Source organism: Putridiphycobacter roseus (assembly GCF_003234935.1).
Lineage (GTDB): Bacteria > Bacteroidota > Bacteroidia > Flavobacteriales_D > Crocinitomicaceae > Putridiphycobacter > Putridiphycobacter roseus.
In genome coordinates, this window is the sequence record NZ_QKSB01000005.1 from 99,493 (window position 1) to 125,430 (window position 25,938).

Below are 25,938 nucleotides of genomic sequence, written 5' to 3' on the forward strand. Positions count from 1 at the left end.
ACTTATATTAATAACGGGAGTCAATTTGTCAATAGGATATATTTTATATCTTTGTAGCTCTAAAATTATAGTGTGTCAACGGAACAAATAGCAATTAAAGAAATCAAAACACAATCAAAATTTAAAGACTTTGCAGCTTTAGCTAAATTAAGGCTTTCTTTTTTAGTGGTTGTTTCTGCAGTTAGTGGTTTTTTATTCGCAGATGGTAAATTTGATATTGTATTGGTTTACCTTATTTTGGGTGGTTTTTTAATCACAGGCTCCTCCAATGCTTTCAATCAAATTATAGAGCGCGATATAGATAAAAAGATGCCAAGGACTGCCAATCGTCCTTTACCAACTAACAGAATGAGTGTCACTACCGCATTATTACTTGCGTTTGGCATGGGCATAGTAGGGGCAATATTACTATTTCAAATCAATTTTTACAGTGGAATATTAGGCTTATTGTCCTTATTCATCTATGTATTTTTATACACCCCTTTAAAGCGAATTTCTCCTTGGGCGGTATTCGTTGGCGCTATACCGGGTGCAATACCTCCTATGTTAGGCGTTGTTGCAGTGGACAATAGCTTTAGTCAAATTGCTGGAATTATGTTTTTCTTTCAGTTTGTTTGGCAGTTTCCTCATTTCTGGGCAATAGCTTGGGTGGTAGATGAAGATTATAAAAAGGGCGGTTTTTCATTATTGCCTTCAAAAGGCAGAAAGAATCATACCTCTGCTTTAATTATTTTAATATCATCTATTTTACTTGTTCCAACAGGAGTACTGCCTTACATTTATAATTATACAGGTCTAGCCAGTTTAATTATTGGCTTAATAGCCGGGGGATGGTTTTTATGGCTGACCATAAAATTATATATTCATCAAGACGATAAATCAGCAAAAAAATTAATGTTTGCTTCTTTTATTTATTTACCTATCATTCAGTTTTTATACGTTTTTAATCAAGTTTAAATAGTGGAACAAAATAATCAATTTCCCGAAGGGGAAAATTTACAAGCAGAAGAAAAAATTAAGAAAAATCTTTTATGGTTTGGCATTTTTTCCATCATAATGCTATTTGCTGGTATTACAAGTGGCTATATTGTAGCAAGAGACTCTAGCTTCTGGGTCAACCTAAAATTACCAAATTACTTTATGTGGAGTACTATATTAGTACTGACCAGTAGTGTCTTTTTAATTTTAGCTGGTAGAAATGTTAAAGCGAAAAAAAACAAATTAGCAGGTGTTTTCATTAGCATTTCCTTGTTATTGGGCTTGCTTTTTGGCTATACACAGACCAAAGGGTTTTATCAACTTTCCAACCAAGGTAATGCATTGACCGCGAAAATAATCAATTTAGAAGGTCGTTACGGGGAGTATTTCACTTTATATAAAAATGATAAAGAAATAAGTTTTGACGGCACTTACTTTTATTACGAAGGTGAAAAAGTATCCGAAGCATTCAAACAAGATATGCAAGCATTTTTAACCCCTATATTAAGTATTCGGGAAGTAAAAATGCAACCTTTAAAAAAATATGGCGTGTATACCATTAAATATAAAGGGGAACAAATCGTTTATCAAAATGGAAGGTTTGAAATAGACCAATTAAGTCTATCTCCAATTCAAAAAAGTAGAATATGGCATTTTGCAGAAGCGATTATCAAAAATCGTGGTGATTTTTATATGATTGGAGAGTACGGAAAAGACTTTAGTTTAAACTATAAAGGACAACCTATTCAATATGAAAATAGAAAATTTTATAGAGATGGACAAGAAATTTCAGCTTACGCATTCAGTGAATTAAGTAACTCAAACAATAGAGCCAGCTCATTTATTTTAGCATTTATAGTAATTCATGGATTGCATTGGCTTGCTGGAATTATAGTGTTAATGGTTTTATTAATTAAAACCTTCAAACTAAAATATACAAGTAGTAATTATATAGGACTTAAGATAGGTACTATCTACTGGCATTTTTTGGGAATTTTATGGTTGTATTTATACCTATTTTTAAATTTTATTCATTAAACTTGCACAAATAAATTTTCTTTATGAGTTCACCAGCTTCAAAACAAATTGATTCAGCAACACTTTGGGGAGGAAAAATTTCTCCACTTAGTATAAGCTACGGTAAATTAATGATGTGGTTCTTTTTGGTTTCAGATGCATTGACATTTGGCGGATTGCTTGCTTCATTAGGATTTGCAAAATTTTCAAACCCAGAGAACATTGCAGCATGGCCTGCAGGAGAGCAAGTGTTTACTCACATGCCTTTTTTACATGGTCCCGACGACGTTTATCCACTATTGTATGTGGCTTTAATGACATTTATCTTAATTGTAAGTTCCGTAACCATGGTTTTGGCTGTTGAGGCGGGACATAGAATGGACAAAAGAGGGGTAATTAAATGGTTAACCTTAACCGTAGTTGGTGGTTTAATCTTTTTAGGATCTCAAGTTTGGGAGTGGAGTACATTTATTGCAGGACCAGATGGTAACTTATCTACTTGGAATGATAATGCGACTTTGCAACACAATGTGTATGGTGGAGAATACGAGCCAATTGTTGATTCACATGGACATACAATTGGAACAGATGTAAAGTCTTACGGACCTACTTTATATGCGGATTTCTTTTTCTTTATCACAGGATTTCACGGATTTCACGTATTCACTGGGGTATTATTTAACATCATTATTCTTTTGAATGTATTCAAAGGGACTTATGAAAAGAGAGGCCATTATGAAATGGTAGAAAAGGTTGGATTGTATTGGCACTTTATTGATTTAGTCTGGGTGTTTGTATTTACATTCTTTTATTTGGTATAATTTTAATTGAAACAAAATGGTTAGAGACGATATTATTGAATATTCATTGGATGCACACCACAGTGAAGAAGAAGGGGAAAAAATTAGAAAAAAGATTTGGAAAGTAACAGCTATTCTTTCAATAATTACCCTTGTTGAAGTTTTAGTTGGTGCGTTTTACCCTAAAGAAGTTGCAGGAAGTGCTTGGGAATTTATTAAATGGGGATACATTATCTTAACAGTAATAAAAGCAGGTTACATTGTAATGGTGTTTATGCACTTAGGAGAAGAAAGAAAAACCTTCAAAATGATGATCATTATTCCTTATATAATTTTCATTCTATATTTAATATTCCACTTAAGTAATGAAGGTATATCTGTAGGAGATACTTGGAATACTTTTAGACATTAAATAGACAATTTTAAAATATTATGCCCGGACTTAAGCGACTAGGATTACTTATTCTCGTACTATTTGGTCCGGGTTTATTGATTTATTTCTTTGCGAAAAACTTGACCAATAAATTCATTAAACTACCTTATATTGGTGCGCCAACAATTACCGCCAATACAGATGGAACTTCAGATACTATTCCTTATCAAATTCCATTTTTTGAATTTAAGAATGAATTTGGACAAACCATAAATAGTAGAACTACTCAAAATCAATTTTTAGTATTCTCTACCATCCAAAACGCCTGTCCCGATACTTGTGGAATATACTTATTTCATTTCAACGAATTATTTTACGATAAAATCCAAAAGAACAAGGACAATTACAATAATGTAAAATTGTATTCCATTTTAACAGACGTAAATGGAAATGCCATTGAACATCCTTCTAAAAGGTTATTAGAAACGTTAGCTAATTTAAATAGAGATACAAGCGTTTGGCAAATCTTAATAGGTGACCCAAAACAAATTTTCGACTTCAATTATAATGGCTCAAACTTTAGTGAATTACCTGCCACAGCATCCAATTTTGAAATCGGCGAAAAAGCATTTGTGAACGCTTTACTTTTGGTAGATAGAACAAAGCACATTCGAGGTTTTACCGGAGCAAAAAGAGATTCCGACATTAGAAATTTCTTTGACTTATTGAAAATTTTGAAAAAAGTTCAATTTGATGAAAACAACAAACACTAACTTATTCCCTTTCACTGCCTTTCTTTTTTTTATTTTACTCATTGGTTGTACATCCAAAGTAGTGGAAGAAAAACAAAAAACTTTACCCATTCTAGGTTTTTACGATACAGAAATGATCACCGTGGACGGAAAAACCATTATAGATACTTTATACCATGTGATTCCATCCTTTTATTTTACAGATCACCATGGTAATGCCATCACGAACGAAACGGTAAAAGGTAAGATTTATGTGGCGGACTTTTTTTTCACACATTGCCCATCCATTTGCCCGGTGATGATGAGAAACATGAAAAAATTTCATGAAAACACAAAAGACATCTCAGAATTAATTATTCTTTCCCATACAATTGACCCCGATAGAGATAGTATTCCACGTTTAAATGAATTCATTAAATTGATGGACATAGACACAAGAGATGACTGGTTCTTTGTTAGAGGTTCCCAAGCATACACCTATGAGATAGGTAAAGAAGGATACTTGGTAAATGCGGATGTAGATAGAGAAGCCGAAGGAGGCTTTTTGCACTCTGAACACTTTGTTTTAATTGATAGAGAAGGTAGAATTAGAGGAATGTATGTTGGAACAGATGAGCAGGAAGTAAAAAAATTAGAAGCAGACATAAGAAAATTAATTGCAACAGAATACACAAAATGATCCAGAAAAAACCATATAGACCTGAAATAGAAAAAAAATTTAAGCCTATTGCAATAATTGTATCTATTATAGTTCCGATTGTTGTCGCTTTATTATTTACAGTAAAAATTGACGGTGTAGATTTAAGCTTTTTACCAAGTGTATATGCAGCAATTAATGCAGGAGTTGCTCTGTTCCTCATACTTGCCGTACGTGCCATCAAAAAAGGGGATAGTGTAAACCATGAACGCTTTATTAAAACAGCAGTAATTGGTTCCTTATTGTTTTTGGTTGGTTACATTGCCTACCATATTACTTCTAGCACTACGTATTATGGTGATATCAATAAAGATGGCATATTAAACGATTTAGAAAGAAACAATTTAGGCGCAAGTGCCAGCATCTATTACTTTATTTTATTTACACACATTATTCTCAGTATTGTGGTAATTCCATTTGTATGCTTTACTTATTTAAGAGGGTGGGCTGGCAACTATGCTAAGCACAAAAAGATTGCTAGATATACATTTCCACTATGGTTATATGTTGCCGTTAGCGGCGTAGTGGTATACCTGATGATATCTCCTTTTTATAGTTAATAGTGTGAAAATGCGCAAACGTTATACTTCCATGGTTTAAACGTAATCATTGCACCATAAAAAGCATACCAATCTTTTGTATTCGAGTTTCCTCTAGCTGTACCTGGTATACTTGACATACCATTTAAGGAAGGGTCTGCTAGCTGAGCCGCTATAGGGCCACGCAAATTGGCAAAAGTGGCATTATCTACATAATTACCTGAAACATCATCCAAATAATCCGTAAAGGTCACTCTGATGCCATATTCGAAAGAAACAGCTACTCTTTTCATTAAATTAAATTTAAAACCGACCCCCAAAGGTACAGATAGTTGATTTAGACTATAGCTTCTTTTATCCGATAAATCACTGCCTTGTCCTTCAGTACCAATCTCGTGTAAAAATACGTCATTACCCTCATACTGCGTCTTAGGATTCATTCTAAAATAAGCCAATTCATAAAAAAGGTATGGCGTAAAAGTATACTTCATGTTGTTGATGGCGTACTTTTTTAAGCATATTTCGAATCCAGCGGCAACTTCATAAATATCCGAGCTAAAATTCAAGTTTCTATTCACCTGCCAATCATCTGCTGAAAGCGCATCATCTCCGTAAACATTCCCATAAGTAGCAGTAAAACGCATGGAGTGACGGGTAGATAAATTATACCGCATGATAATTCCACCTGCAGGTTTACTATACACAAAGTGTTCCGTAGGATTAAGGTCGCCAATGTAATATGCTCCTCCACCAAAAAAGCCAAACTCGAAAGCTTTTTTAAACTTGTCTGTTTGTGCATTTAGCAGTGTTACAGACATTATAAAAAGGATGGTAATTTGCAATTTAAATTGCTTCATTCATTTAAAATTTAGGAATAAATCTAGTTCCTTTTCTTAAACGGTAATGTATAGAAATTATTGCCAAAGAATATGCATCATTCCATTTTGGATCTCCACGTTGTAGATAATTATTTCCCCCATTTGAATATTGTATAACACCAGTTTCTCCTAAGGTCTTGTCTATCCCTCTATCTGATAGTGCTGCCGCAACAGGACCGTAAGCCGCTTCTATTTCATCCGCCAAGTAATAAGAGGTACTCACATCATCTATATAATCAGATCCTGTATAACGTACAGAAAGTTCAAAACCTACACTCCAATTTCTATCTATAAAATATTTAGCACCTACCGCAAGTGGTAATGCATATGTATAGCGCTTATATTTATCTGGTCTACCTGCTAAACCTTGCCCTTCTGTACCGAGAGGTTGCAGTTTATACCAAACACCGTCTAATTCTGCTTTTGGTTGAAAAGCCGCAATCCCAACACCAAAACTGAAATATGGAGAAATTGAAAAAGCAGATCTTCCACCTACCCCTTTAATTCTGTATCTTCGGGAAATGCGTTCTCCAAAAGGATATATTTCTACAATACCATCCATTTCAAACAACCCAGACTTAAAACTTAAATTTCTATTACTTCTTATTAAATTATCGGTTGAAGCATCATCTCCCGAGAGAATAGCCATTGTAAACAAACCTTTCACAGAAACAATAGGATGTAACATGTATTTATATCCTAAATTCAATACTGGACGAGTTGCAGAAAATCTAATATCACGAATATCGTGTTTAGCATCACCTTTTGCACCGCCTAATTCCCCGAAAAAACTAGAAGCACCAATACCGACTTGAAATTCTTGTCTCATGTACTTCCATGTTTGTGCAGAACTCGAGAGAGTCACTAGTAAGCAAAAAACGGTAAGCAATAAAGCTTTGTACATAATTAATTTAAATTATCAATAGTCGTGTAAACACCAAATGTATTAAAAAAAAATCAATTTGATACATCCAACAAATTAGTTAATTGAATAAATTCTTCAACAGACAATTGTTCAGGGCGTTCTGAAAATATTTCCGCAGAAGTATCCACAGCGTCGTGTAGCATTGATTTTACAGAATTTCTAATGGTTTTTCTACGTTGATTAAAAGATGTTTTTACTACCTGTTTAAATAACTTTTCGTTACAATCGAGTTTCAAGACCTTATTTCTAGTCAATTGTATTACTCCCGACTTAACTTTTGGTGGTGGATCAAAGACATCCTCATTTACGGTAAATAAATAATCAATATCGTAATAAGCTTGAATAAGCACACTGATAATGCCATACTGTTTTGTTCCTGGCTTTTCTGCAATTCTTTGCGCTACCTCTCTTTGAAACATACCAACTACAAAAGGAATCTGATCTTTATAATCCAAAACTTTAAACAAAATTTGGGAAGATATATTATAAGGAAAATTACCTGCTACAATAAAGGAACCTTTTCCCATCAATTTTTCCAAATCAATTTTAAGAAAATCCATGGCATATATTCTATCTCCTAGGGCCTCGTAATACTTTTTTAAATAAACTACAGATTCTTCATCCAATTCAATAACATGGGTTTCTAAATCTTTTCTTTTAAGCAAATATTTGGTGAGTGCACCAGTACCTGGTCCAACTTCTAAAACTGGAAGCATGTCCTTTTGTTCCGGTATGGCTTCTACCATTCTGACACAAACACTTTCATCTTTTAGAAAATGTTGACCGAGATGTTTTTTTGGTTTTACGTACATTATTATTTTTTAAACACCTCTTCTACCCTAAGTATGGTTCTAAATGCAGCATATTTCCCTAAATATTTAGCATGGTGTATGTTTTGTAATTCTGGGGCATGCTTTTCTTGATACATTTCTAAAGTATCCGCATCTTGACATAAATATTGGATAGAATAAGCTAGTCCTCCTGATTCTTCCGCTAAAATCTTCGATAATTTAGCTTCCAAAAAGCAACCAGTCGCTAACACTGCCGGAATGTGATCCACTTTCATCCAAGTTAACCATTCCGCTTGAACATCATGGTCTATACTTACAGTAACATTATATATTATTTTCATTATATTTAATTATATGGCTTTAATGGTTCGGTATCGTTCTCGTGAAACAGCGACGTATAAACTACTAGGGAATTCGAATAATATTTTCTTATAATATTCCACCGCTTTTTCACTATCTACTAATTGAAAGTCATATATTTCAGCAATTTTAAATATGGCATCATCTGCAAGAATGTCAAATCCATAATTATCTATTACTTTTTGAAAGAAAAATATGGCTTTTGTCCAATCTTTTTGTTTGGAAAATATTAATCCTTTTTGATACAATATTTCATCTGCCAATGCATGAAAAGGATAGGTTTTATCAATAGAGTCTAATAATACAATAGCATCTTCAAAACGGCTTTGTTGTAACAATAAGTCTGCATTAGCAAACAACTGCACAGGGGCTTCTGTAGTATCCATTCCCAAGTTATCTTGCAACAATAAGGAAAGTTGCATGGCATCATTAGCTATTAATTTTGTAGTAGAAGCCTTGAGTACATCTAATTGTGCTTTTGCATATTCAAACTCACCATCATAATAAAATACTTTAGCATTTTTAAATTTTGCTTCATGACCAATTTTGTCTTCTGGAAAATCATTTGCAACTTGCATATATAAAATCGAAGCATCCCAAATTTCATTATTACTCAATAACACATCACCCAACAAAATTTTTGTGTGTGCCTTTTGCAAGGGGTTTCTCTGAAGGTCTATTGCTTCCTTCAATAGTACTTCCGCTTTTTGTGGTTCATTGATGTAGAAGGCATAAATCTGGGCTAAACGTTCCATGATATTAATCGTTGCTTCAGTTTTTCCCATTCTTAAAATGGCACTTTCAAATTCTAAAACCACCGCATTTAAATCATTTTTCGTATAATTACTTTGTGCAGTTACCATTAGAAAACTAACCTCTAAACTATGCTGGGCTGCAGCAGTATAATAAGGAGAACGCTCTCCCAATTCCATCACATAGTTATACGCTTGTTTCGCTTTATCATATACTTTATTGGATTCACATACTTGACCAATTTCAAAGGTGTAACGACCATTAGCACCACCTTTTAAATCTAAAGCCTTGGATTGAATAATTGCACCAGTATATTGTTTCAATTGGGTATAATACCAAATTAGCATTTCATTGTAACATAGTTTTTGCGGACTATTTTGCGCTCTACTTAATAATTCTACACGCAACAAGGCAATCTCTTCTTCGTCCTTTTCGAAATCAATTAGTCTAGAAAGGTAAGTCTGTACGGTTTTTAGATAACCTGAACTATAATCCAATAAATCCAGATAAGTAGCAATCATTTTATCTTTCTGCTTGGTCATGGAATACAACTCCCCTAATTCGATATTGTATTGATAACCTGACCTGTTTGCTTTCTTCCCTTTTTCATAAGTTTGCAATGCATAATCGAACTTTCCAATTCCTGAAAAATAACGCCCTAATTGTTGCACTTGACTTTGAACAGGAGACAGGTCGGCAATCATTTTTTCGTATTCCTCATCTGCATTTACTTGTCGGTCTGTCTTTTCATAAATTTCGGCCAATTTAAAACGATAACTAAATTCAAATTGGTTTCTTTTAATTTGCTTTCCAACTATTTTTTCAGATTCTTTGTATTTTTCTTGAAACATTAAACAATCAAAATACTTATCAAAGTAATATTTTGTTTCAAACTTTTTATACAAACTCTCATAGTATTCTTCTGCCTTATCAAACTGACCTTTATTATAATAGTAAGCTGCAAGTTTGGCATCTTCGCCTCCATTTTGGCCAAGAACAACTGTAGGGAAAGTTATTCCCAAAAGCGTTATCCATACTATAAAAATCAGTTTTTTAATTAGTTCGTATTTTTAATTAATGTAATATACTCTTCAACGGTAGGGTATGCGAAATAAAAATTAGCCATTTGTGTAGATTGATTTTCATTGACTTGATTAAATAATTTTTTCAAATTATCCAAAGCCACTTTCTCTTCCAATAAGTAAGTATCTACTTGTTTTTTATTCAAAACACCATTTAAAATATCCGTTTTTAAATGCACATACTGCGTGTCTATTGCTTCTGCTTCAAGTAGTATGTGTTTGGTATTCATTTCAAAATTAGCCAATGACTTCCTTATTCTTTTCATGTAAGAAATTTTGTTGGCAAAATCAATATTAATGGTATCCGTGATATAATTTGTTTTAATAAAACGTTCGGCTTCCGAAGCAGTTTTTCTAATATAGAAAACACTATCCATTTTTATTGCCGAGAATGCTTTCTTAACACTATCAAGTTCACTTTTATAAGTGTCAATAGTTTTTAATTCATCTGCAAATTGTTTTTCTGGCTTACAGGCAACAAATAGTGCTCCAATAAAAACTAATAATAAAACTTTTTTCATTTTCTCTATAATTAAATACATTCAAAACCAGTGTAAGGCACCAATACTTTTGGAATATTAATTCCGTTTTCAGTTTGATTATTCTCCAGTAATGCGGCTAATATTCTAGGCAAAGCCAACGCACTACCATTTAAAGTATGTGCTAAAACACTTTTTTTATCCGCATCTTTATAACGTAATTTTAAACGGTTTGCTTGAAAAGTTTCAAAATTGGAAACAGAACTCACTTCTAACCATTTATCTTGCGCTGCAGAATAAACTTCTAAATCGTAAGTTAGTGCAGATGTAAATCCTAAATCTCCACCACATAAACGTAACTTACGATAAGGTAATTCTAAGGCTTTCAATAATTCTTCAACATGATTCACCATCTCCTCTAGCGCTTGGTAAGAACGGTCTGGATGTTCGATACGAACGATTTCCACTTTATCAAATTGGTGTAATCTGTTTAGCCCTCTTACATCAGACCCATAAGAACCCGCTTCTCTTCTAAAGCAAGGCGTATACGCGGTTAATTTAATTGGAAAATCACTTTCTTTTACAATTACATCCCTATAAATATTAGTCAATGGCACCTCAGAAGTAGGTATCAAATAAAAATCATCTGTCGGTGTATGGTACATTTGTCCTTCTTTATCTGGCAATTGACCAGTTCCCCTACCTGATTCCTCGTTTACCAATAAAGGTGGAATGACTTCTTTATAACCGGCATCTCTTGCATGGTCTAAAAAGAAATTGATCAGTGCTCTTTGCAAGCGAGCACCTTTACCGAGGTAAAAAGGGAAACCTGCACCTGTTACTTTTACCCCTAATTCAAAATCAATGATGTCGTATTTTTTCGCTAATTCCCAATGTGGCAAAGCATTCTTTGGAAGTGAAGGTTTGGTACCATGTTCCATTTCCACCACATTATCCGTATCTGCATTTCCTGGAGGAACGATTTTATTCGGAACATTAGGTATTAGGTACAAGATGGCATTAATCTCTTCTGCGAGCGCAGCTACTTTATCTTTCAAAACAGGCTCATTAGCTTTTAAAGCAGCAGATTTTGCTTTCACTTCATTGGCTTTATCGGCTTGCCCTGATTTGTATAAGTCTCCAATTTCTTTGGTCAATTTATTTGCCTCTGCGGCTAATCCATCTAGTTCTCCCTTTGCGGATCTCCATTCATTATCTAGCCTTAAAACTTCTTGAATACTTTTATCTGCATCAAAATTACGCACTTTTAAAGCTGCAATAATTTCATCTTTATTCTCTCTGATTTTAGTTATCTCTAACATCTTGATTTATTTTAATTTGATGGGTAACAAATATACGTTTTAAAACAAAAAAAACTCCATAATGCTTCAGAGCAAAATGGAGTTTTAAAGTTTTTTAAGATTCTATTATTATGCTTCTGCAGTCTCAAAAGGTACTACTGAAACAAAAGAACGGTTATCTCTTCTTTTTCTAAAGTGAACCAAACCATCCGTAAGTGCATATAATGTATGATCTTTACCGATCCCTACATTTTCACCTGGGTGATGTTTAGTCCCTCTTTGTCTTACTATAATATTACCTGAAATAGCAGCTTGACCTCCAAAAATCTTAACCCCTAAACGTTTTGATTGGGATTCTCTACCATTCTTCGAACTACCGACTCCTTTCTTATGTGCCATGGCTTATAAGTTTTTTTATTTATTATTTACTTAATACTTCTATTAGTTCCGCTTTTTTCAAAGAAGTGTATCCTGACACGCCTCTTTCTTTAGCCAAACCTTTTAATTCTGCAACAGTCATTGCATTTAAATCTACAGATGCTGTTGATGTTTCTTTTGCAGGTGCCGCTTCTTTAACAGGAGCTGCTTCAGTTTTTGCCGCCTTTGGAGCTGCTTTACCACCTTTTGCAACGATACTTTCAATTTTAACTTCTGTTAAATATTGTCTGTGTCCGTTTTTCTTTTTGTAACCTTTTCTTCTTTTCTTTTTGAAAACGATTACTTTGTCACCTTTTAAGTGTCTTAACACTGAAGCTGAAACCTGAGCTCCGCTTATAACTGGGGCGCCAACAGTAATTGTTCCGTTATCATCTATCAAATATACATCATCAAATTGGATTTTATCCCCTTCTTGTGCATCTAATCTATGAACGAAAACCTGTTGATCTTTAACAACTTTAAATTGTTGCCCTGCTATCTCTACAATTGCATACATACAAATTCTCTTTTAATTATTTTTAAGGACGACAAAGATACTATTTTTTTTTAATTAACCTTCCTTTCTTGACTTTTTACATCATTTTTACCTTTTTTCCCCATAAAATAGACGCCTAAAAAGATAAGAACAATCCATATTAGATGGACCATATTAAAACTTTCACCATCTAATACGCCAAAGAAAAGTGCAATTACAGGGATAATATACGTCACCGAAGAAGTAAACAAAGGGGTAGAAATAGAAACCAACTGGTTAAATAGCAATACGGCCAATGCGGTTCCAATTACCGACAAAATAAACAAGTATCCTAAAGCTTGCAAAGTGTGTACTTCCATATTTATGGCTGCAAAACCACCGGAGAAATAAGTCAGCGCGATTGCAAAGGGTAACATAAAAAAAAATGCTAGTGCCGTTATTTCCTTTGGTTTTAAATGTTGTAATTTATGTTTTATTAAGGTCATACTTATGGCATAACAGGCAGTGGCTATAACCACATATAATGCATAAAAGAAATCATTATCCGCTTCATTAACTTGGCGAAAAAGAATCATACTCAGGCCAAATACACACAAACTAAAACCTATCATTTGAATTTTATTAATCCGGTCTTTAAAGAAAAACCAAGCAATAATAATGACGAAGACGGAAGTCCCCATATTTAATAAGCCAGCCAAGGAACTTTGAATTTTTGTTTCTGCCAAAGGAAATAAAAAAGAAGGTAGAAAATTTCCGGTCATACCAACTAAAAATAAATAAAACGAATTTCGTTTATTTAGCAGTCGCATGCTTTTTAATGCTATCGGTAATAAAACCATCCCAGCAATCAACATTCTTAAACCACCTACTTGAAAAGGTTTAAAAACCATTACCCCTTCAATGGGCTCCATGGCTTTTTTGATTAAAATAAAAGAAGAGCCCCACACCAATGAAAGTATCATTAATATAAGCCACGCTTTTGTTTCATTTTTCATGCTACAAAGAAAGTTATTTTTTATCGAGTAAAAAACCGATACAGATCAAACTAAAAAGTTTATATTACTACATTATAAATTTAGCTAGAAAAGTTTTCAACCATTCCCCCATATTTCGGGAATTATTTTTTATTTTTAGCCTCTCAAATCAAAATCATTATGCATATAGCAGTCGCAGGAAACATTGGAGCTGGAAAAACAACTTTAACTACATTACTAGCCAAACATTATGGTTGGAATACGCATTTTGAAGACGTTGAGCAAAATCCTTACCTGAATGATTTTTATGAAGACATGCAGCGTTGGTCATTTAACTTACAGGTTTACTATTTAAATTCTAGATTTACCCAAATTCAAGAAATTAAAGAAAATCCAGGCAATGTAATACAAGACCGTACTATTTATGAAGACGCCTATATTTTTGCGCCCAATTTGCATTCCATGGGTTTAATGACAACAAGAGATTTTGAAAATTATTTTTCCTTATTCAACCTTTTAGAGTCTTTTATTGCTGCACCTGACGTATTAATTTACTTAAAGGCAAGTGTTCCTACTTTGGTGAATCAAATTCAAAAAAGAGGAAGAGAATATGAAGAGAGTATTCGATTAGACTATTTGAAAAGATTAAATGAAAGGTATGAGGCATGGATTTCGACTTACGACAAAGGTAAATTGATCATTATAGATGTTGATGACAATAATTTTCATGAAAATGCAGATGATTTAGGGAAAATTATACAAGCAATTGACGCCGAAATTAACGGCTTATTTTAACCCATACCCCTTCTTCAAAACCCGGCTCAAAATGGAAGCCATTAATTTAAGACCATGCGCATAAATCAAGCCGAATTTATTATTAGTAATTCAGACATTAGTAGATGTCCAGCACCTACTCTACCTGAATACGCCTTCATTGGCCGTTCAAACGTTGGAAAATCATCCTTGATTAACATGTTGACCAATAATAAGAAATTGGCTAAGATTTCAAGTAAGCCTGGTAAAACTCAATTAATCAATCATTTTTTAATCAATAAAACTTGGTACTTGGTCGATTTACCTGGTTATGGTTTTGCAAAAATTGCAAAGAGCCAAAGAGAAAAGTGGGAACGATTTGTAAAAGAATACGTACTGACCAGGGAAAATTTATTGAATTTATTTGTCTTGATTGACAGTCGTATCCCACCACAAAAAATTGATTTAGAATTTATGGAAATGTTAGGTGAAAATGGGGTACCGTTTTCCATGATATTTACAAAAATGGATAAGCTTTCTAGCAGTAAATCTAAAAAAATGTTGTTAGACTATCAAAAAGAAATGCTTAAAACCTGGGAAGAAATACCGCCATACTTTATGAGTTCATCTATTTCAGGGGAAGGAAAAGAAATAATTTTGGACTATATTGATCAAGTTAACCCATCATTTCAGGGTTAAACCAGTCAATTTTCAACCAGAATAGTAACCCATGGACGTTTTACGACAAAAAGAAGATTTTAAAACTAATAACTGGTCTGGCGGAACCACCACGGAATTGTATATTCACCCTGCTCAAAGCGTCTTTAAAAACCTTGACTTTGATTTTCGTTTAAGCATTGCCACTGTAGAAACAGCGACTTCTACTTTTACCAGTTTGCCTGGTGTCAGTAGAAAACTATTGCTGTTGGAAGGCTCCTTACATTTAAATCATCTTGGTCACCATGAAACCGATTTAAAACCTTTGGAATGGGATACGTTTAGTGGAGATTGGCAGACACTTTCCAAGGGAAAGGTTACCGATTTTAACTTGATGTTAACAGGTAAGAATACTGGTGATTTTGAAATCATTAAAACCGTTGAAAAGAAGGAAATATCCATTGCACTAAAGGCGGACATCATATGCTTTTATGTAAAAGAAGGAGGATTAAAAGTCAAAAATCAGGTCTTAAATAAAGACACATTATTGGTCCACCATGTCGACACGGAAAACACCGTGCTATCCATCAACCCAAACACCACTTTAATTATAGTCAGAATACACCTTCAGCCAAAAGCTTAATCTACATATACACGGTGAACCCTACTGGAAATGGAAGAAATAATTTCATAAGGAATGGTTTGGAGCGCATTTGCCATCTCATAAATACTTTGGTCCCAACCAAAAATCATCACCTCATCCCCTTCATTACAAATAACATTCGTCACGTCTACCATACACATATCCATACAGATTGAACCGACTATAGGCGCAAATTGATCTCCTATTTTAACTTGCCATTTCCCATTACTTAAGCCCCTAAAAAGGCCATCTGCATAACCAACAGGTATTACAGCAATGGTCGTTTTTTTATCGGCTCTAAACCTTCTGCCATACCCAACCGAATCACCAATTTTGATTATTTTAATTTGGGATATTTGGGTTTTAAAAGACAAGCTTTGTTCAAATTCTGCATGTACATTGTCCATTAACCCGAACAAACCAATTCCCACCCTAACCATGTCGAACTGTGCATTAGGATTATTTATTGCGGCCGCAGAATTTGCAATATGCTTAATAAAAGAATACCCTATGCCTTTTTCTATTGTTTTAGTAGCCTCTTGAAAAGTAGCAATTTGTTGATTAGTAAAAGCGATTTCACTAGCGTCATCTGCGGTAGCTAAGTGCGACAATACGCCCTTCACATAAACTTCAGGTTGTGCATTTAAAGTCGCAATCAATTCATTAAAATCTTCATTAACAAAACCCAAGCGGTGCATGCCAGTATCTATTTTTAAATGAATTGGGTAGTTTTTTATATTTTTCAAAATTAGCCTATTCAAAAACTGATCTAGTATATTTAAACTATAAATAGAAGGCTCTAAATGGTAATCAATCATATTGTCAAAAGCACCTTCTTCTGGATTCATGACTAAAATAGGCAACGTAATACCTGCCTTTCTCAGCAAAACTCCTTCGTCAGCATAAGCAACACCTAGAGCATCAATTTTTTCGGCACTTAAAAACTTACCCATCTCTACGCTTCCACTTCCATAACTTTGCGCCTTCACCATGGCCAAAATCATGGACTTTTTTGCCAGTTTTTTTCTATACTCGGTCAAGTTATGTCGAATGGCACTTAAGTCAATTTCTAAACGAGTGATGTGTTTTCTTAATTGGTACAAAGGAATACTTCTTTCTAACTGTTGTGACCTTGAGCCAGAAAATAAAATAATACTATCCTTAAATGTTAATTGCCTTTGTATAAAATCTTCTACAGACTTTATGTGTATACATTTAAATTTTGATGGAAAAGGATATGCTTGCGGATGTATCCATACTAAGGTATCTAAGTCGCTGGCTTTAATGATTTCATTTAAACTTTTCTGTACTTCGTATTGCAGGTCTGGTGCAAGCACTAATACCCGACTTCTATTTTGGGTATTCAATAATAACGTTTTCAATCCAATCTCTAAACCTCTTTCATCAAAGGTATAAGCATCATTAATTAAGATATTGCCGTTTACGCCTTCCATTTTTTCCATTCTCATAGAAATGGTTGGCAAAGTAAGCAATGCGCGATCTATTTGTGTTGTATTTAATCCTAAATACTGTGCTGTAATTTTCACTAGCTGTGCATTTAAGATGGCAGCCTGAAGAATAAATGGAATTTCAATTTTATCTGCATTTTCCACAGATTCTGGAGAGAATAGCACCTCCACCTTTTCAAAAAGCATTCTTTTTTCTGCCTCTTTCTCTTTGAGCGACTTAAATCCGGTTTGATGCGCGTCACCAATGCCCGTGTAAACACCTATCGTTGGTTGAATAATAGCTGCCAGCTTTTTCATTTCACCGACTTCAGAAATTCCCGCTTCAAAAATAGCCAAGGTGTGTTCGTCTGTCATTTCTAAAACAGACATGGGTACACCAATTTGACTGTTATAACTTTTAGGACTTCTAACAATATTAAAGTCAAATTTTAAAGTATGAAAAAGCCACTCTTTAACGGTTGTTTTCCCGTTACTTCCCGTAATACCTATGACCGGAATATTAAACTTTTTTCGGTGGTGTATGGCTAACACTTGGAGTGCTACCAAGGTATTTGACACCACCAATTGTGTCGCCTTTAGCTCTTTAATTTCATTTTCTACTACGATTAATTCTCCGCCACTTTTTAAAAAATCTGCTACGTAATCAATCCCATGACTCTTCGTTCCTTTCAAGGCAAAAAACAAAGTGAATTTATTAACCAAAGGGGAGCGAGAATCGAAACTTACCTGCTTAACTACCTTATTCGAATCACCAATTACTTTGGCGTCCATCCAATTTGCAATTTCCGTAAGAGAGTAATTTAAATTCATGTTATAAAATTAATCATTTACAGGATATAACACAATAACTATTACCGAAAGGCAAAATATTAATTATGGATTAAATCGTACTGGTTTCCCATCTTGATTAATCTCAATACCTTCTTTAAAAACTTTCTCCACAGCAACTTTACCTCTTTTATTGTACAATTGCATTTTTCCATCTTTTACCCCATTTTTGTAACTGATGACACTAGTAATTCTATGCGGTCGCCAATTATATTTGGTGGTCGTTCCATTTAATCTGCCATCTTTATAATTGATTTCTTGCATTGGTTTTGTACCGCCCGGATAATAATATACCCACTTTCCTTCCTCCTTACCTTTACTATAGCCACCCTCGTGTGTTTTACCGCCATCTTTTTCAGAAAACCAAGTCCAATGTCCATCCCTTACACTCTCTTTTACTTTGTGTTTTTTAAATGGTCCATAATTCATACTTTTTTGGTTAGCCACAATTTTATAATTACCTTTTTCTACCAAAATTCGCTTAGGAGAATAAGTCAACCATTCCCCTACTTTCAAATCATTTTGATACATTCCTGAAACATGTAAGTTCCGTTTTTTATAATAAGATTTCCATTCGCCATGTAATTTACCCATCTCAAAATTTCCATCATTTTTTAAATCCCCGGTATCAAAATATTGTTTCCAATTGCCATGTTCTTTACCCACAACAAAGCTACCTTCGCTCAGTACTTTACCATTTTCCCACCAAGTTGTCCATTTACCGTTTTCGAGGTCATTTGCATAAGTTCCTTCCTTCCATTTTTGTCCATTTGAATAATAAAATTGCCAAAGCCCATCTCTTTGACCCATTTTATAAAATCCTTCATACTTTTTATGAACCGAGTCCCCTGGATACCAATAAACCCATTTGCCATTTTGCAAGCCTTCCGTAAAATCACCCATCATATCTACAGTACCTACATTGGTATACCAAGTCCAGTGGCCATCTTTTTGACCGTCTATAAAATGCCCTGTAATATTCAGTTTATCGTTGTCATAATACTTTTCGTATGGTCCATTTAATCGACCATCTAAATAAGTTAGTTTTGTATCTTTCTTTCCATCATAATAGGTAAAATTCCAGGCACCATGTTTTTTATTTTTTTTGTATTCACCGGTCACTAATAAACTACCATAAACCGAATATTCATTGAACACACCATCCTTTAAGCCATCTTTATATTTGTACAATTCTTTTACATTACCATTACTTTCATAAAACCAAACAACATCTCCATTCCCATTGGATAAGGTTTGTGTTCCGTCGTAAATCCAAAAATTTCGCATAAAGGAAATAGAATCCTCAATAAATTCTTCAGAATGTGGTTTTCCATTCTCGTAATAATTCAACCACTTACCATAGGGTTGATCATTTTCATATTGCCCTTTAGTTTTTATTTTTCCATTTTCATACCAAGATTGATAAGGTCCATCCTGCAGGCCGTCCATAAAAGTCGCTTCTTCTTTTTTACTTCCATTTAAAAAATAAAGGGTCACTTCTCCTTCTAACTTACCGCGTTCATAATTACGGGTCTCCGTTAATACACCATTTTTATTCCAGTAGCTCCACTTGCCGTGTTCCAGTGTTGTTTCTCCCGTAAATAAATCGACATAATAAAACCCTCGTGACATGGGTTTGCTTTTTTCATAATCCCAAAAATTAGTTTGAAGCTTATGTTTTTCTTGACCGAGGACCTGAATGGTGGTGAATAAAATTAAAGCAAGGGTAAATATTTTGAATTTCATAAATACGTATTGTGTTCTATAGTTAAAAATTTAAAATTTGTTACATCTCATCATAAATGCCATAAAAACCGTCGAGCATAAATAAGGCACCAAAACAAATTAAAATAATTCCTAAAAATTTATTGATTACCCGCATCCAGGCAGGTGTTAATACATTTTTCAATTTTTTAGCCCCAATAATTTTAAAGACGTCTACGCCAAAAAATGTAATTAAAATAACTAAAAGATAAATAATAACTGTCGAGTTCTCGCTCATTCCTTTCAATGGGTTCTTGTCTCTTAAAGTTCCAATTATGGTTAACCAATAAAAAAGCACGCCTGGATTAACCGCATTTAAAAAGAACCCTTTCATGATGGTAGAAAACTGATTATTTGCCGTTAGCTCTTGCGTTTTTTGTACTTGTTTTTTAGGTAATTCCACTTTTTTTCTCAATGTAAATATTCCAAAAAGCATAAAACAAATACCACCTATTATGGTTAAATAACTGCTATAGTCACTTTCCATTAAATTAGAAACCTGATTAACAAATAAAAAGGCAATAGAAATGTAAAGTAAATCGCTAATTAACACACCTAAATCAAGGTAAAGCGCACTCTTTACGCCTTTTTTGATACTAGTTTCAAGCAACACAAAAAAAACTGGTCCCAGCATTAAACTCAACACTAACCCCAGTCCAATACCTCCAAAAAGTAAATTAATCAAAATTTTATAATTTTATAATTCAAAAATAATAATATTCCACCAGCATTTAACCATGCAAAGCATATTTTGTTATTATTTACAATTTCACGGACAAATCAATTAAAATAGGACAGTGATCAGAATGCACTGCATCTGACAAAATAATTGAACGATTTAATTTCGGTAATAAGCTTTCAGAAATAAAATGATAGTCAATTCTCCAACCAAGATTTTTTTTTCTAGCCCCCATTCTATAAGTCCACCAAGTGTAATTATGAGCCTCTTTATTTAAATACCGAAAAGAATCAACAAACCCCGAACTTAAAAAATCAGTAATCCATTGTCTTTCCTCAGGTTTAAATCCTGAAGAATTCTTATTTGAAACGGGGTTATGTATATCTATCGCTTCATGACAAATATTTATATCTCCAGAAATCAACAAATTTGGTCTTGTCTTTTTTAATTCATTAATATAATCTTGAAAATCTGCCAAATAATCCATTTTAAACGCTTGTCTTTCCTCCCCAGTCGTTCCACTTGGAAAATAGCAGCTTAAAACAGAAAAATCACCATAATCCGCACGGATAATTCTCCCCTCTTGGTCATATTTTTCAATACCGCAACCATACTCAATGTGGTCGGGTTTGGTTTTACTTAAAATAGCAACACTACTGTATCCTTTTTTTTCTGCGGAAAACCAATAAGAATTATAGCCCGCTTCTTCAAATAATGAAAGGTCTAATTGCTCAGGACTAGCTTTGGTTTCTTGTAAACAAACCACATCTGGATCTACAGAACTCATCCAATCCATCCAGTCTTTTTTTAAAGCAGCACGAATACCGTTCACATTGTAAGAAATAAATTTTGCCATTTTTAAATTTTATATATCTTCAAAGTTAAGCAAGTTTTTTTTTAGACCGTAAATAAATTACGTATTCAAAACACTATCTTCGATAAAAATTAAATAATGGCCAAGCTTAAAACAACTTTTTTCTGTCAAAATTGTGGTGCTCAATCCCCGCAATGGGTTGGGAAATGCAATTCTTGCAACGAATGGAATACTTATGCAGAAGAGGTAGTAGAAAAAACAGGGACTAAAAAGGTTCCCTTTTCTTCCAGTAAAGATAAACGGGTAGTGAAACCGCAAAGACTAACAGAAATAAAACCACAAAAGGAAAATAGAATTGCCTTAAATGACCAAGAATTAAATCGTGTTTTAGGTGGTGGATTGGTACCCGGTTCATTGGTTTTGTTTGGTGGAGAGCCAGGCATAGGAAAATCGACTTTACTTTTACAATTAGCCGTCAGTCAACCCCAATTAAAAGTACTATATGTATCGGGAGAAGAAAGCGAACAACAAATAAGTATGCGTGCGGATAGATTGGGCAAAGCCAATGATAATTGTTTTATACTTACAGAGACATCTACCCAAAATATTTTTTTGCAAATCGAAACTTTACAGCCAGACTTACTCATCATTGATTCTATTCAAACGCTTCAATCTCCAACCATAGAATCTTCGCCTGGTAGCATTTCTCAAATTAGAGAGTGTACTGCAGAATTATTAAAATATGCCAAGGAGACCAATACACCGGTTTTTTTAATTGGTCACATCACCAAAGAAGGGGCTTTAGCTGGACCAAAAGTATTAGAACACATGGTAGATACAGTTTTACATTTTGAAGGCGATCGCAATCATTTTTACCGACTATTACGATCGGTGAAAAATAGATTTGGATCAACGAATGAATTGGGGATTTATGAAATGAGTGGTAAAGGTTTAAGAGAGGTAGATAATCCATCTGAAATACTCATTTCTGGTAACAATGAAAACCTAAGTGGTATTTCAATTGCTTCAACCTTAGAAGGTGTTCGGCCAATTTTAGTAGAAGTACAAGCTTTGGTAAGCACAGCAGCCTATGGTACTCCACAGCGTTCTTCTACAGGATTTGATTTGCGACGACTAAATATGCTTTTAGCCGTTTTAGAAAAAAGATGTGGCTTTAAATTGGGTGCAAAAGACGTGTTTTTGAACATAGCTGGTGGTATGCGCGTAGATGATCCTGCGATTGATTTAGCTGTGGTATGTGCCGTTATGTCATCTAATGCAGATATTGCTATACCGAATAATATCTGTTTGGCTGCCGAAGTTGGTCTTAGTGGCGAAATTCGCCCAGTAAATAGGTTAGAACAAAGAATTTCAGAAGCAGAAAAACTAGGATTTGAAAAAATTATTATTGCTAAGTCCAAAACAAAATTAGCACACGATAAACATAAAATAGAAATTATTGAAACAGGTAAAATCGAAGAAGTAGTCCGCGCTATTTTTGGATAATATTTAACCTGAAAAAGGATTTACCTATTAAATAGCCCTAAATTTGAACACAATAAAACCTATTAATTCAAGTTATCTTTTCTACAATAGCATTTTATGAAATTATTGATCTTTACTTTTCTCTTTTCAGTCCATTCATTTGCACAAATCAATATGCAAGACTGGCGTATTCACTTTTCTGTCTATGAAGCTATTAATATCATTAAGCTGAAAGATGACATTATCATGGCAGCCCAAAATGGTATTATTTATTACGACTTAATAAGTAAGGAAATAACCACAACTACGGTAACCACAGGTTTAAATGATAAAGGAATAAGTGCAATTGCAGGAGCAGGAGACAAATTACTTGTGGGTTATTCCAATGGGAATTTAGATATTATCATTGAAAATGAAATCACCAATATTCCTTGGTTAAAACGTGCTTTGATATCTGGTAGCAAAAGCATTAATAATATTTTAGTGGATGGCGACTTGGCTTATCTTGCTACTGGCGCTGGTTTATTAGTTTTCGATTTGGTAAAATTAGAATTTCAAAACACCTATAATCCACAATCCGGTATAGAAATATTGGACGTTGCCATTTTTAACGACACATTTTATGTAGGCACTAATCAAGGGTTATTTTATGCAAATCAAAACAATCAATTTTTGAACAACGCAGAAAACTGGCATAAAAAAGAAGATTTACCAAACAGTTTAAAAACAGGGAAAATTTCACAAATTGAATCTTTTAATAACCAACTCTATATTCTTTTAGACAATGTCGCATTTAATACCGATTCCTTATTTCTTTTAACGGAAGACAATGTTTTAAGTGACTTTTTCTCCATTCCATCCACGGTCAGAAAAATATCTTCCGACGGGGAATACTTAACTATTTCTAAATTCTCCAACACCCTAGTTTATGACAAAAACTCAACTACTGAGATAAAAAACATTTTTGACTATAGCTTTGGTCAGGCCCCAAATCCAAATGGTGCCATTTTTTACAATAATGAAGTCTGGATAGCAGATGAAAATAATGGCTTAGTTAGAGCTACCGACGCATATAGTAACAACCACCAAATTTATGCAAACTCCCCTTTTTTAGATGGCTGTTACCGACTGGATATTAAGAAAGGTAAAGTTGCGGTAGCTGGTGGTGGTTTAACCGCTAATTTAGAAAACCTATATGCCTTACGCGGTATTTATTTATTTGAAGGGGAAACCTGGGAAAATATTAACCACAGAACCAATCCTAAAGAGTTAACAGATTCTTTAAATTGGGACTTTATTTCTATTTCTATTAATCCAACCAACACCAATGAAGTTGCTTTTGCTAGCAATTCAAATGGCGGACTGAAAATAATAAATGAGCAAGGTTTTATCCATCAATTCGACTACTTAAACTCTCCCATTGAACCCCAATTCAACAACGAACCAAACCAAATTATTTCTGACTTACAATATGATAAGGAGGGCAACTTATGGATCGTTAATCCGGGTGTAAATTCCTTAAAAATGTTTGACAAAGATGGACAATGGCATACTTATAATTTAGGAAATCAAACACAAAATAAATTCAACTACCGCCTACTTATTGACTCCAAAGGATATAAATGGGTTGCTGTCCACGATATTGGTGTTGTGGTGTATGATGATAACGGTACCTATGATGACCCATCAGATGATCGCTATGCAACCATTGGCACTACTTCTGGCTATGGCGACTTGGCGTCCAATGAAGTGCGTTCTATTACAGAAGACATTGATGGAGAAATATGGATTGGCACTTCGGATGGTATTGGCGTAATTTATAATGTAGAAAACGTTTTTGGCGATACTTATGGAGATGCAGATGTAAGTAAAATCGTGATTTTTGATGATGAAAAAGATGAATACGTACCTATTTTTGATCAGGTAACCATAAACGCAATGGTTATTGATGGCGGCAATAGAAAATGGATTGGAACGAACGCTTCTGGTGTATTTTGTATGTCCTCTAACGGAAAAGAAGAAATTTACCATTTTGATGCAAGTAATAGTCCTTTAATTTCTAATACCATTGTAGACATCAAAATAAACTATGACAGTGGCGAAATATTCTTCGTAACAGATGAAGGGCTAATTTCATATCGCGGAGATGTGACTGCAGCCGACAATAACTTTTCAGATGTAAAAGTATTTCCAAACCCAGTTAGACCAGAACATAAAGGTGTAATTACCATAGAAGGTGTTGGCTACGAAAGCCAAGTAAGGATTACCGACATTTCTGGTAATATAGTTTACGAAACGGTTTCTAATGGTGGTACTATTTTATGGGATGGCAACAGACTAAATGGGGAACGCGTGCAGACCGGCGTTTATTTAGTTTGGTCAGCACTTCAAGAAGGTAAAGGTAAAAATGTAGCCAAAATTTTAATTGTCAACTAATGGCTTACCTTACAACGGAAGGCATAGTTTTACAAAAAACGAACTATTCTGAAACCAGTCTGATTTTAAAACTATTTACCTTAGACCATGGACTAAAAAGTTATATTTTTCAAGGAGCGAAACGCAAAAATAAAAAAGGAAATTTAGCCAGTGCCTTGTCCATCATTCAACTTACCTATTACCAAAGAAACGATAGCAATTTGGCTAAAATAACAGCCATTGAAGCTGAAGTAATTTATAAAAACATACCATTTGACCCGATTAAATCAAGTATTGTATTTTTTATGAATGAGGTGATTCAACAAACTGTTAAAGAAGAACAATATAACCCAGACCTCTACCAGTATTTAAAAAATACACTTTCTATACTAGATTTAATTGAAAACCCTGCAGATTTTGCCATTCAATTCCTCCTAGACTTTACCAAACAATTAGGTTTTTATCCACACGTTGAAAAAGATGCTGCTTTTTTTGATTTAAAAGAAGGAAAATTTAGTAAGTATTCTCCCAACCACCCTGAATTTATTGATCGTGCCAACACTAAATTACTTTTGATTTTTATGCAAAGTAAATACGATAGACCTAGTAATTTAAAGTTAAATGCAGCGACAAGAAGGTCTCTCGTGTTCGATTTACTGAAGTACTATCACCTCATGTTCGACAATTTTAAAAACATGAAAACACTTCCCATTCTAGAAATGACATTTCACGATTAAATTTAATTGGATTTAACAGTTCTATCTGACTATAATCATTTATAAAGACAATTGTTTCCTTAAATTTGCACTTAAAGTTTTA

The 25,938-nt window shown here is 33.9% G+C and carries 27 protein-coding genes; 13 read left to right on the forward strand and 14 right to left on the reverse strand.

Annotated elements, in window-relative coordinates; genetic code table 11:
* Positions 1-72: 72 nt before the first annotated feature.
* The 7 genes from cyoE to DNU06_RS09690 are packed head-to-tail and all read left to right on the forward strand — an operon-like array spanning position 73 to position 5,177.
* Complete coding sequence (gene cyoE, locus DNU06_RS09660; protein ID WP_199399010.1) at positions 73-957, forward strand: heme o synthase; 885 nt, start codon at positions 73-75, stop codon at positions 955-957.
* A 3-nt stretch (positions 958-960) separates the two neighbouring features.
* Positions 961-2,016 (forward strand): cytochrome c oxidase subunit 3, encoded by a 1,056-nt coding sequence (locus DNU06_RS09665; protein ID WP_111063101.1) that lies wholly within the window; start codon positions 961-963, stop codon positions 2,014-2,016.
* Positions 2,017-2,039: 23 nt separating this feature from the next.
* Positions 2,040-2,816, forward strand: a complete 777-nt coding sequence (locus DNU06_RS09670) for a cytochrome c oxidase subunit 3 (protein ID WP_111063103.1) — start codon at positions 2,040-2,042, stop codon at positions 2,814-2,816.
* A 16-nt stretch (positions 2,817-2,832) separates the two neighbouring features.
* Positions 2,833-3,207 carry a cytochrome C oxidase subunit IV family protein gene (locus DNU06_RS09675; RefSeq protein WP_111063105.1) on the forward strand — a complete coding sequence of 125 codons (375 nt, stop codon included), beginning with the start codon at positions 2,833-2,835 and terminating at the stop codon, positions 3,205-3,207.
* A 20-nt stretch (positions 3,208-3,227) separates the two neighbouring features.
* Entirely contained in the window at positions 3,228-3,941 is a 714-nt protein-coding gene (locus DNU06_RS09680; RefSeq protein ID WP_111063107.1) for a hypothetical protein, read from the forward strand.
* Positions 3,922-4,599 carry an SCO family protein gene (locus DNU06_RS09685; protein ID WP_111063109.1) on the forward strand — a complete coding sequence of 226 codons (678 nt, stop codon included), beginning with the start codon at positions 3,922-3,924 and terminating at the stop codon, positions 4,597-4,599. The genes DNU06_RS09680 and DNU06_RS09685 overlap by 20 nt, the downstream gene beginning before the upstream one ends.
* A complete protein-coding gene (locus tag DNU06_RS09690; RefSeq protein WP_111063111.1) occupies positions 4,596-5,177 on the forward strand; it encodes a DUF420 domain-containing protein in 582 nt (193 codons plus the stop codon). The genes DNU06_RS09685 and DNU06_RS09690 overlap by 4 nt, the downstream gene beginning before the upstream one ends.
* On the opposite strand, the gene porG is transcribed toward DNU06_RS09690, so the two are convergent.
* The 10 genes from porG to DNU06_RS09740 form a co-directional block, all read right to left on the reverse strand.
* A complete protein-coding gene (porG, locus tag DNU06_RS09695; protein ID WP_111063113.1) occupies positions 5,174-6,013 on the reverse strand; it encodes a type IX secretion system protein PorG in 840 nt (279 codons plus the stop codon). The two genes, DNU06_RS09690 and porG, sit on opposite strands and share 4 nt — an antisense overlap.
* A 4-nt stretch (positions 6,014-6,017) precedes the next feature.
* Positions 6,018-6,938, reverse strand: coding sequence for an outer membrane beta-barrel protein (locus DNU06_RS09700; RefSeq protein WP_111063114.1), 921 nt, complete (start codon positions 6,936-6,938; stop codon positions 6,018-6,020).
* A 53-nt stretch (positions 6,939-6,991) separates the two neighbouring features.
* Positions 6,992-7,771, reverse strand: a complete 780-nt coding sequence (gene rsmA / locus DNU06_RS09705) for a 16S rRNA (adenine(1518)-N(6)/adenine(1519)-N(6))-dimethyltransferase RsmA (protein WP_379659571.1) — start codon at positions 7,769-7,771, stop codon at positions 6,992-6,994.
* 2 nt (positions 7,772-7,773) lie between these two features.
* Entirely contained in the window at positions 7,774-8,091 is a 318-nt protein-coding gene (locus DNU06_RS09710) for a DUF4286 family protein (RefSeq protein ID WP_111063118.1), read from the reverse strand.
* Between the two features lie 9 nt (positions 8,092-8,100).
* Positions 8,101-9,885 carry a tetratricopeptide repeat protein gene (locus DNU06_RS09715; protein WP_111063120.1) on the reverse strand — a complete coding sequence of 595 codons (1,785 nt, stop codon included), beginning with the start codon at positions 9,883-9,885 and terminating at the stop codon, positions 8,101-8,103.
* 35 nt (positions 9,886-9,920) lie between these two features.
* Positions 9,921-10,466 carry a hypothetical protein gene (locus DNU06_RS09720; protein ID WP_146239204.1) on the reverse strand — a complete coding sequence of 182 codons (546 nt, stop codon included), beginning with the start codon at positions 10,464-10,466 and terminating at the stop codon, positions 9,921-9,923.
* Positions 10,467-10,477: 11 nt separating this feature from the next.
* A complete protein-coding gene (serS, locus tag DNU06_RS09725; protein WP_111063124.1) occupies positions 10,478-11,746 on the reverse strand; it encodes a serine--tRNA ligase in 1,269 nt (422 codons plus the stop codon).
* A 108-nt stretch (positions 11,747-11,854) separates the two neighbouring features.
* Positions 11,855-12,124 carry a 50S ribosomal protein L27 gene (gene rpmA / locus DNU06_RS09730; RefSeq protein WP_111063126.1) on the reverse strand — a complete coding sequence of 90 codons (270 nt, stop codon included), beginning with the start codon at positions 12,122-12,124 and terminating at the stop codon, positions 11,855-11,857.
* 22 nt (positions 12,125-12,146) lie between these two features.
* Complete coding sequence (gene rplU / locus DNU06_RS09735; RefSeq protein ID WP_111063128.1) at positions 12,147-12,659, reverse strand: 50S ribosomal protein L21; 513 nt, start codon at positions 12,657-12,659, stop codon at positions 12,147-12,149.
* A gap of 50 nt (positions 12,660-12,709) precedes the next feature.
* Positions 12,710-13,633 (reverse strand): DMT family transporter, encoded by a 924-nt coding sequence (locus tag DNU06_RS09740; protein ID WP_111063130.1) that lies wholly within the window; start codon positions 13,631-13,633, stop codon positions 12,710-12,712.
* 159 nt (positions 13,634-13,792) lie between these two features.
* Between DNU06_RS09740 and DNU06_RS09745 the strand changes: the two genes are divergently transcribed.
* The 3 genes from DNU06_RS09745 to DNU06_RS09755 are packed head-to-tail and all read left to right on the forward strand — an operon-like array spanning position 13,793 to position 15,665.
* Entirely contained in the window at positions 13,793-14,407 is a 615-nt protein-coding gene (locus DNU06_RS09745) for a deoxynucleoside kinase (protein WP_111063132.1), read from the forward strand.
* 54 nt (positions 14,408-14,461) lie between these two features.
* Positions 14,462-15,064, forward strand: coding sequence for a ribosome biogenesis GTP-binding protein YihA/YsxC (gene yihA, locus DNU06_RS09750; RefSeq protein ID WP_111063134.1), 603 nt, complete (start codon positions 14,462-14,464; stop codon positions 15,062-15,064).
* Positions 15,065-15,095: 31 nt separating this feature from the next.
* Complete coding sequence (locus DNU06_RS09755) at positions 15,096-15,665, forward strand: HutD family protein (protein ID WP_111063136.1); 570 nt, start codon at positions 15,096-15,098, stop codon at positions 15,663-15,665.
* Here the strand turns inward: DNU06_RS09755 and alr are convergent.
* From alr to DNU06_RS09775, 4 genes are all read right to left on the reverse strand, one after another.
* Complete coding sequence (gene alr / locus DNU06_RS09760; RefSeq protein ID WP_111063138.1) at positions 15,662-17,944, reverse strand: alanine racemase; 2,283 nt, start codon at positions 17,942-17,944, stop codon at positions 15,662-15,664. The genes DNU06_RS09755 and alr overlap by 4 nt on opposite strands.
* Before the next feature lie 63 nt (positions 17,945-18,007).
* Positions 18,008-19,708: a toxin-antitoxin system YwqK family antitoxin gene (locus DNU06_RS09765; RefSeq protein WP_111063140.1), complete on the reverse strand. Its 1,701-nt coding sequence runs from the start codon at positions 19,706-19,708 to the stop codon at positions 18,008-18,010.
* Positions 19,709-19,748: 40 nt separating this feature from the next.
* Positions 19,749-20,411: a LysE family translocator gene (locus DNU06_RS09770; protein ID WP_111063142.1), complete on the reverse strand. Its 663-nt coding sequence runs from the start codon at positions 20,409-20,411 to the stop codon at positions 19,749-19,751.
* 76 nt (positions 20,412-20,487) lie between these two features.
* Positions 20,488-21,261 carry an exodeoxyribonuclease III gene (locus tag DNU06_RS09775; RefSeq protein ID WP_111063144.1) on the reverse strand — a complete coding sequence of 258 codons (774 nt, stop codon included), beginning with the start codon at positions 21,259-21,261 and terminating at the stop codon, positions 20,488-20,490.
* Between the two features lie 96 nt (positions 21,262-21,357).
* Between DNU06_RS09775 and radA the strand changes: the two genes are divergently transcribed.
* From radA to recO, 3 genes are all read left to right on the forward strand, one after another.
* Entirely contained in the window at positions 21,358-22,725 is a 1,368-nt protein-coding gene (radA, locus tag DNU06_RS09780; RefSeq protein ID WP_111063146.1) for a DNA repair protein RadA, read from the forward strand.
* Positions 22,726-22,821: 96 nt separating this feature from the next.
* Positions 22,822-25,140, forward strand: a complete 2,319-nt coding sequence (porZ, locus tag DNU06_RS09785; RefSeq protein ID WP_111063148.1) for a type IX secretion system anionic LPS delivery protein PorZ — start codon at positions 22,822-22,824, stop codon at positions 25,138-25,140.
* Complete coding sequence (recO, locus tag DNU06_RS09790) at positions 25,140-25,856, forward strand: DNA repair protein RecO (RefSeq protein ID WP_111063150.1); 717 nt, start codon at positions 25,140-25,142, stop codon at positions 25,854-25,856. Before porZ ends, recO begins: the two co-directional genes overlap by 1 nt.
* The last annotated feature ends 82 nt before the right edge of the window (positions 25,857-25,938 follow it).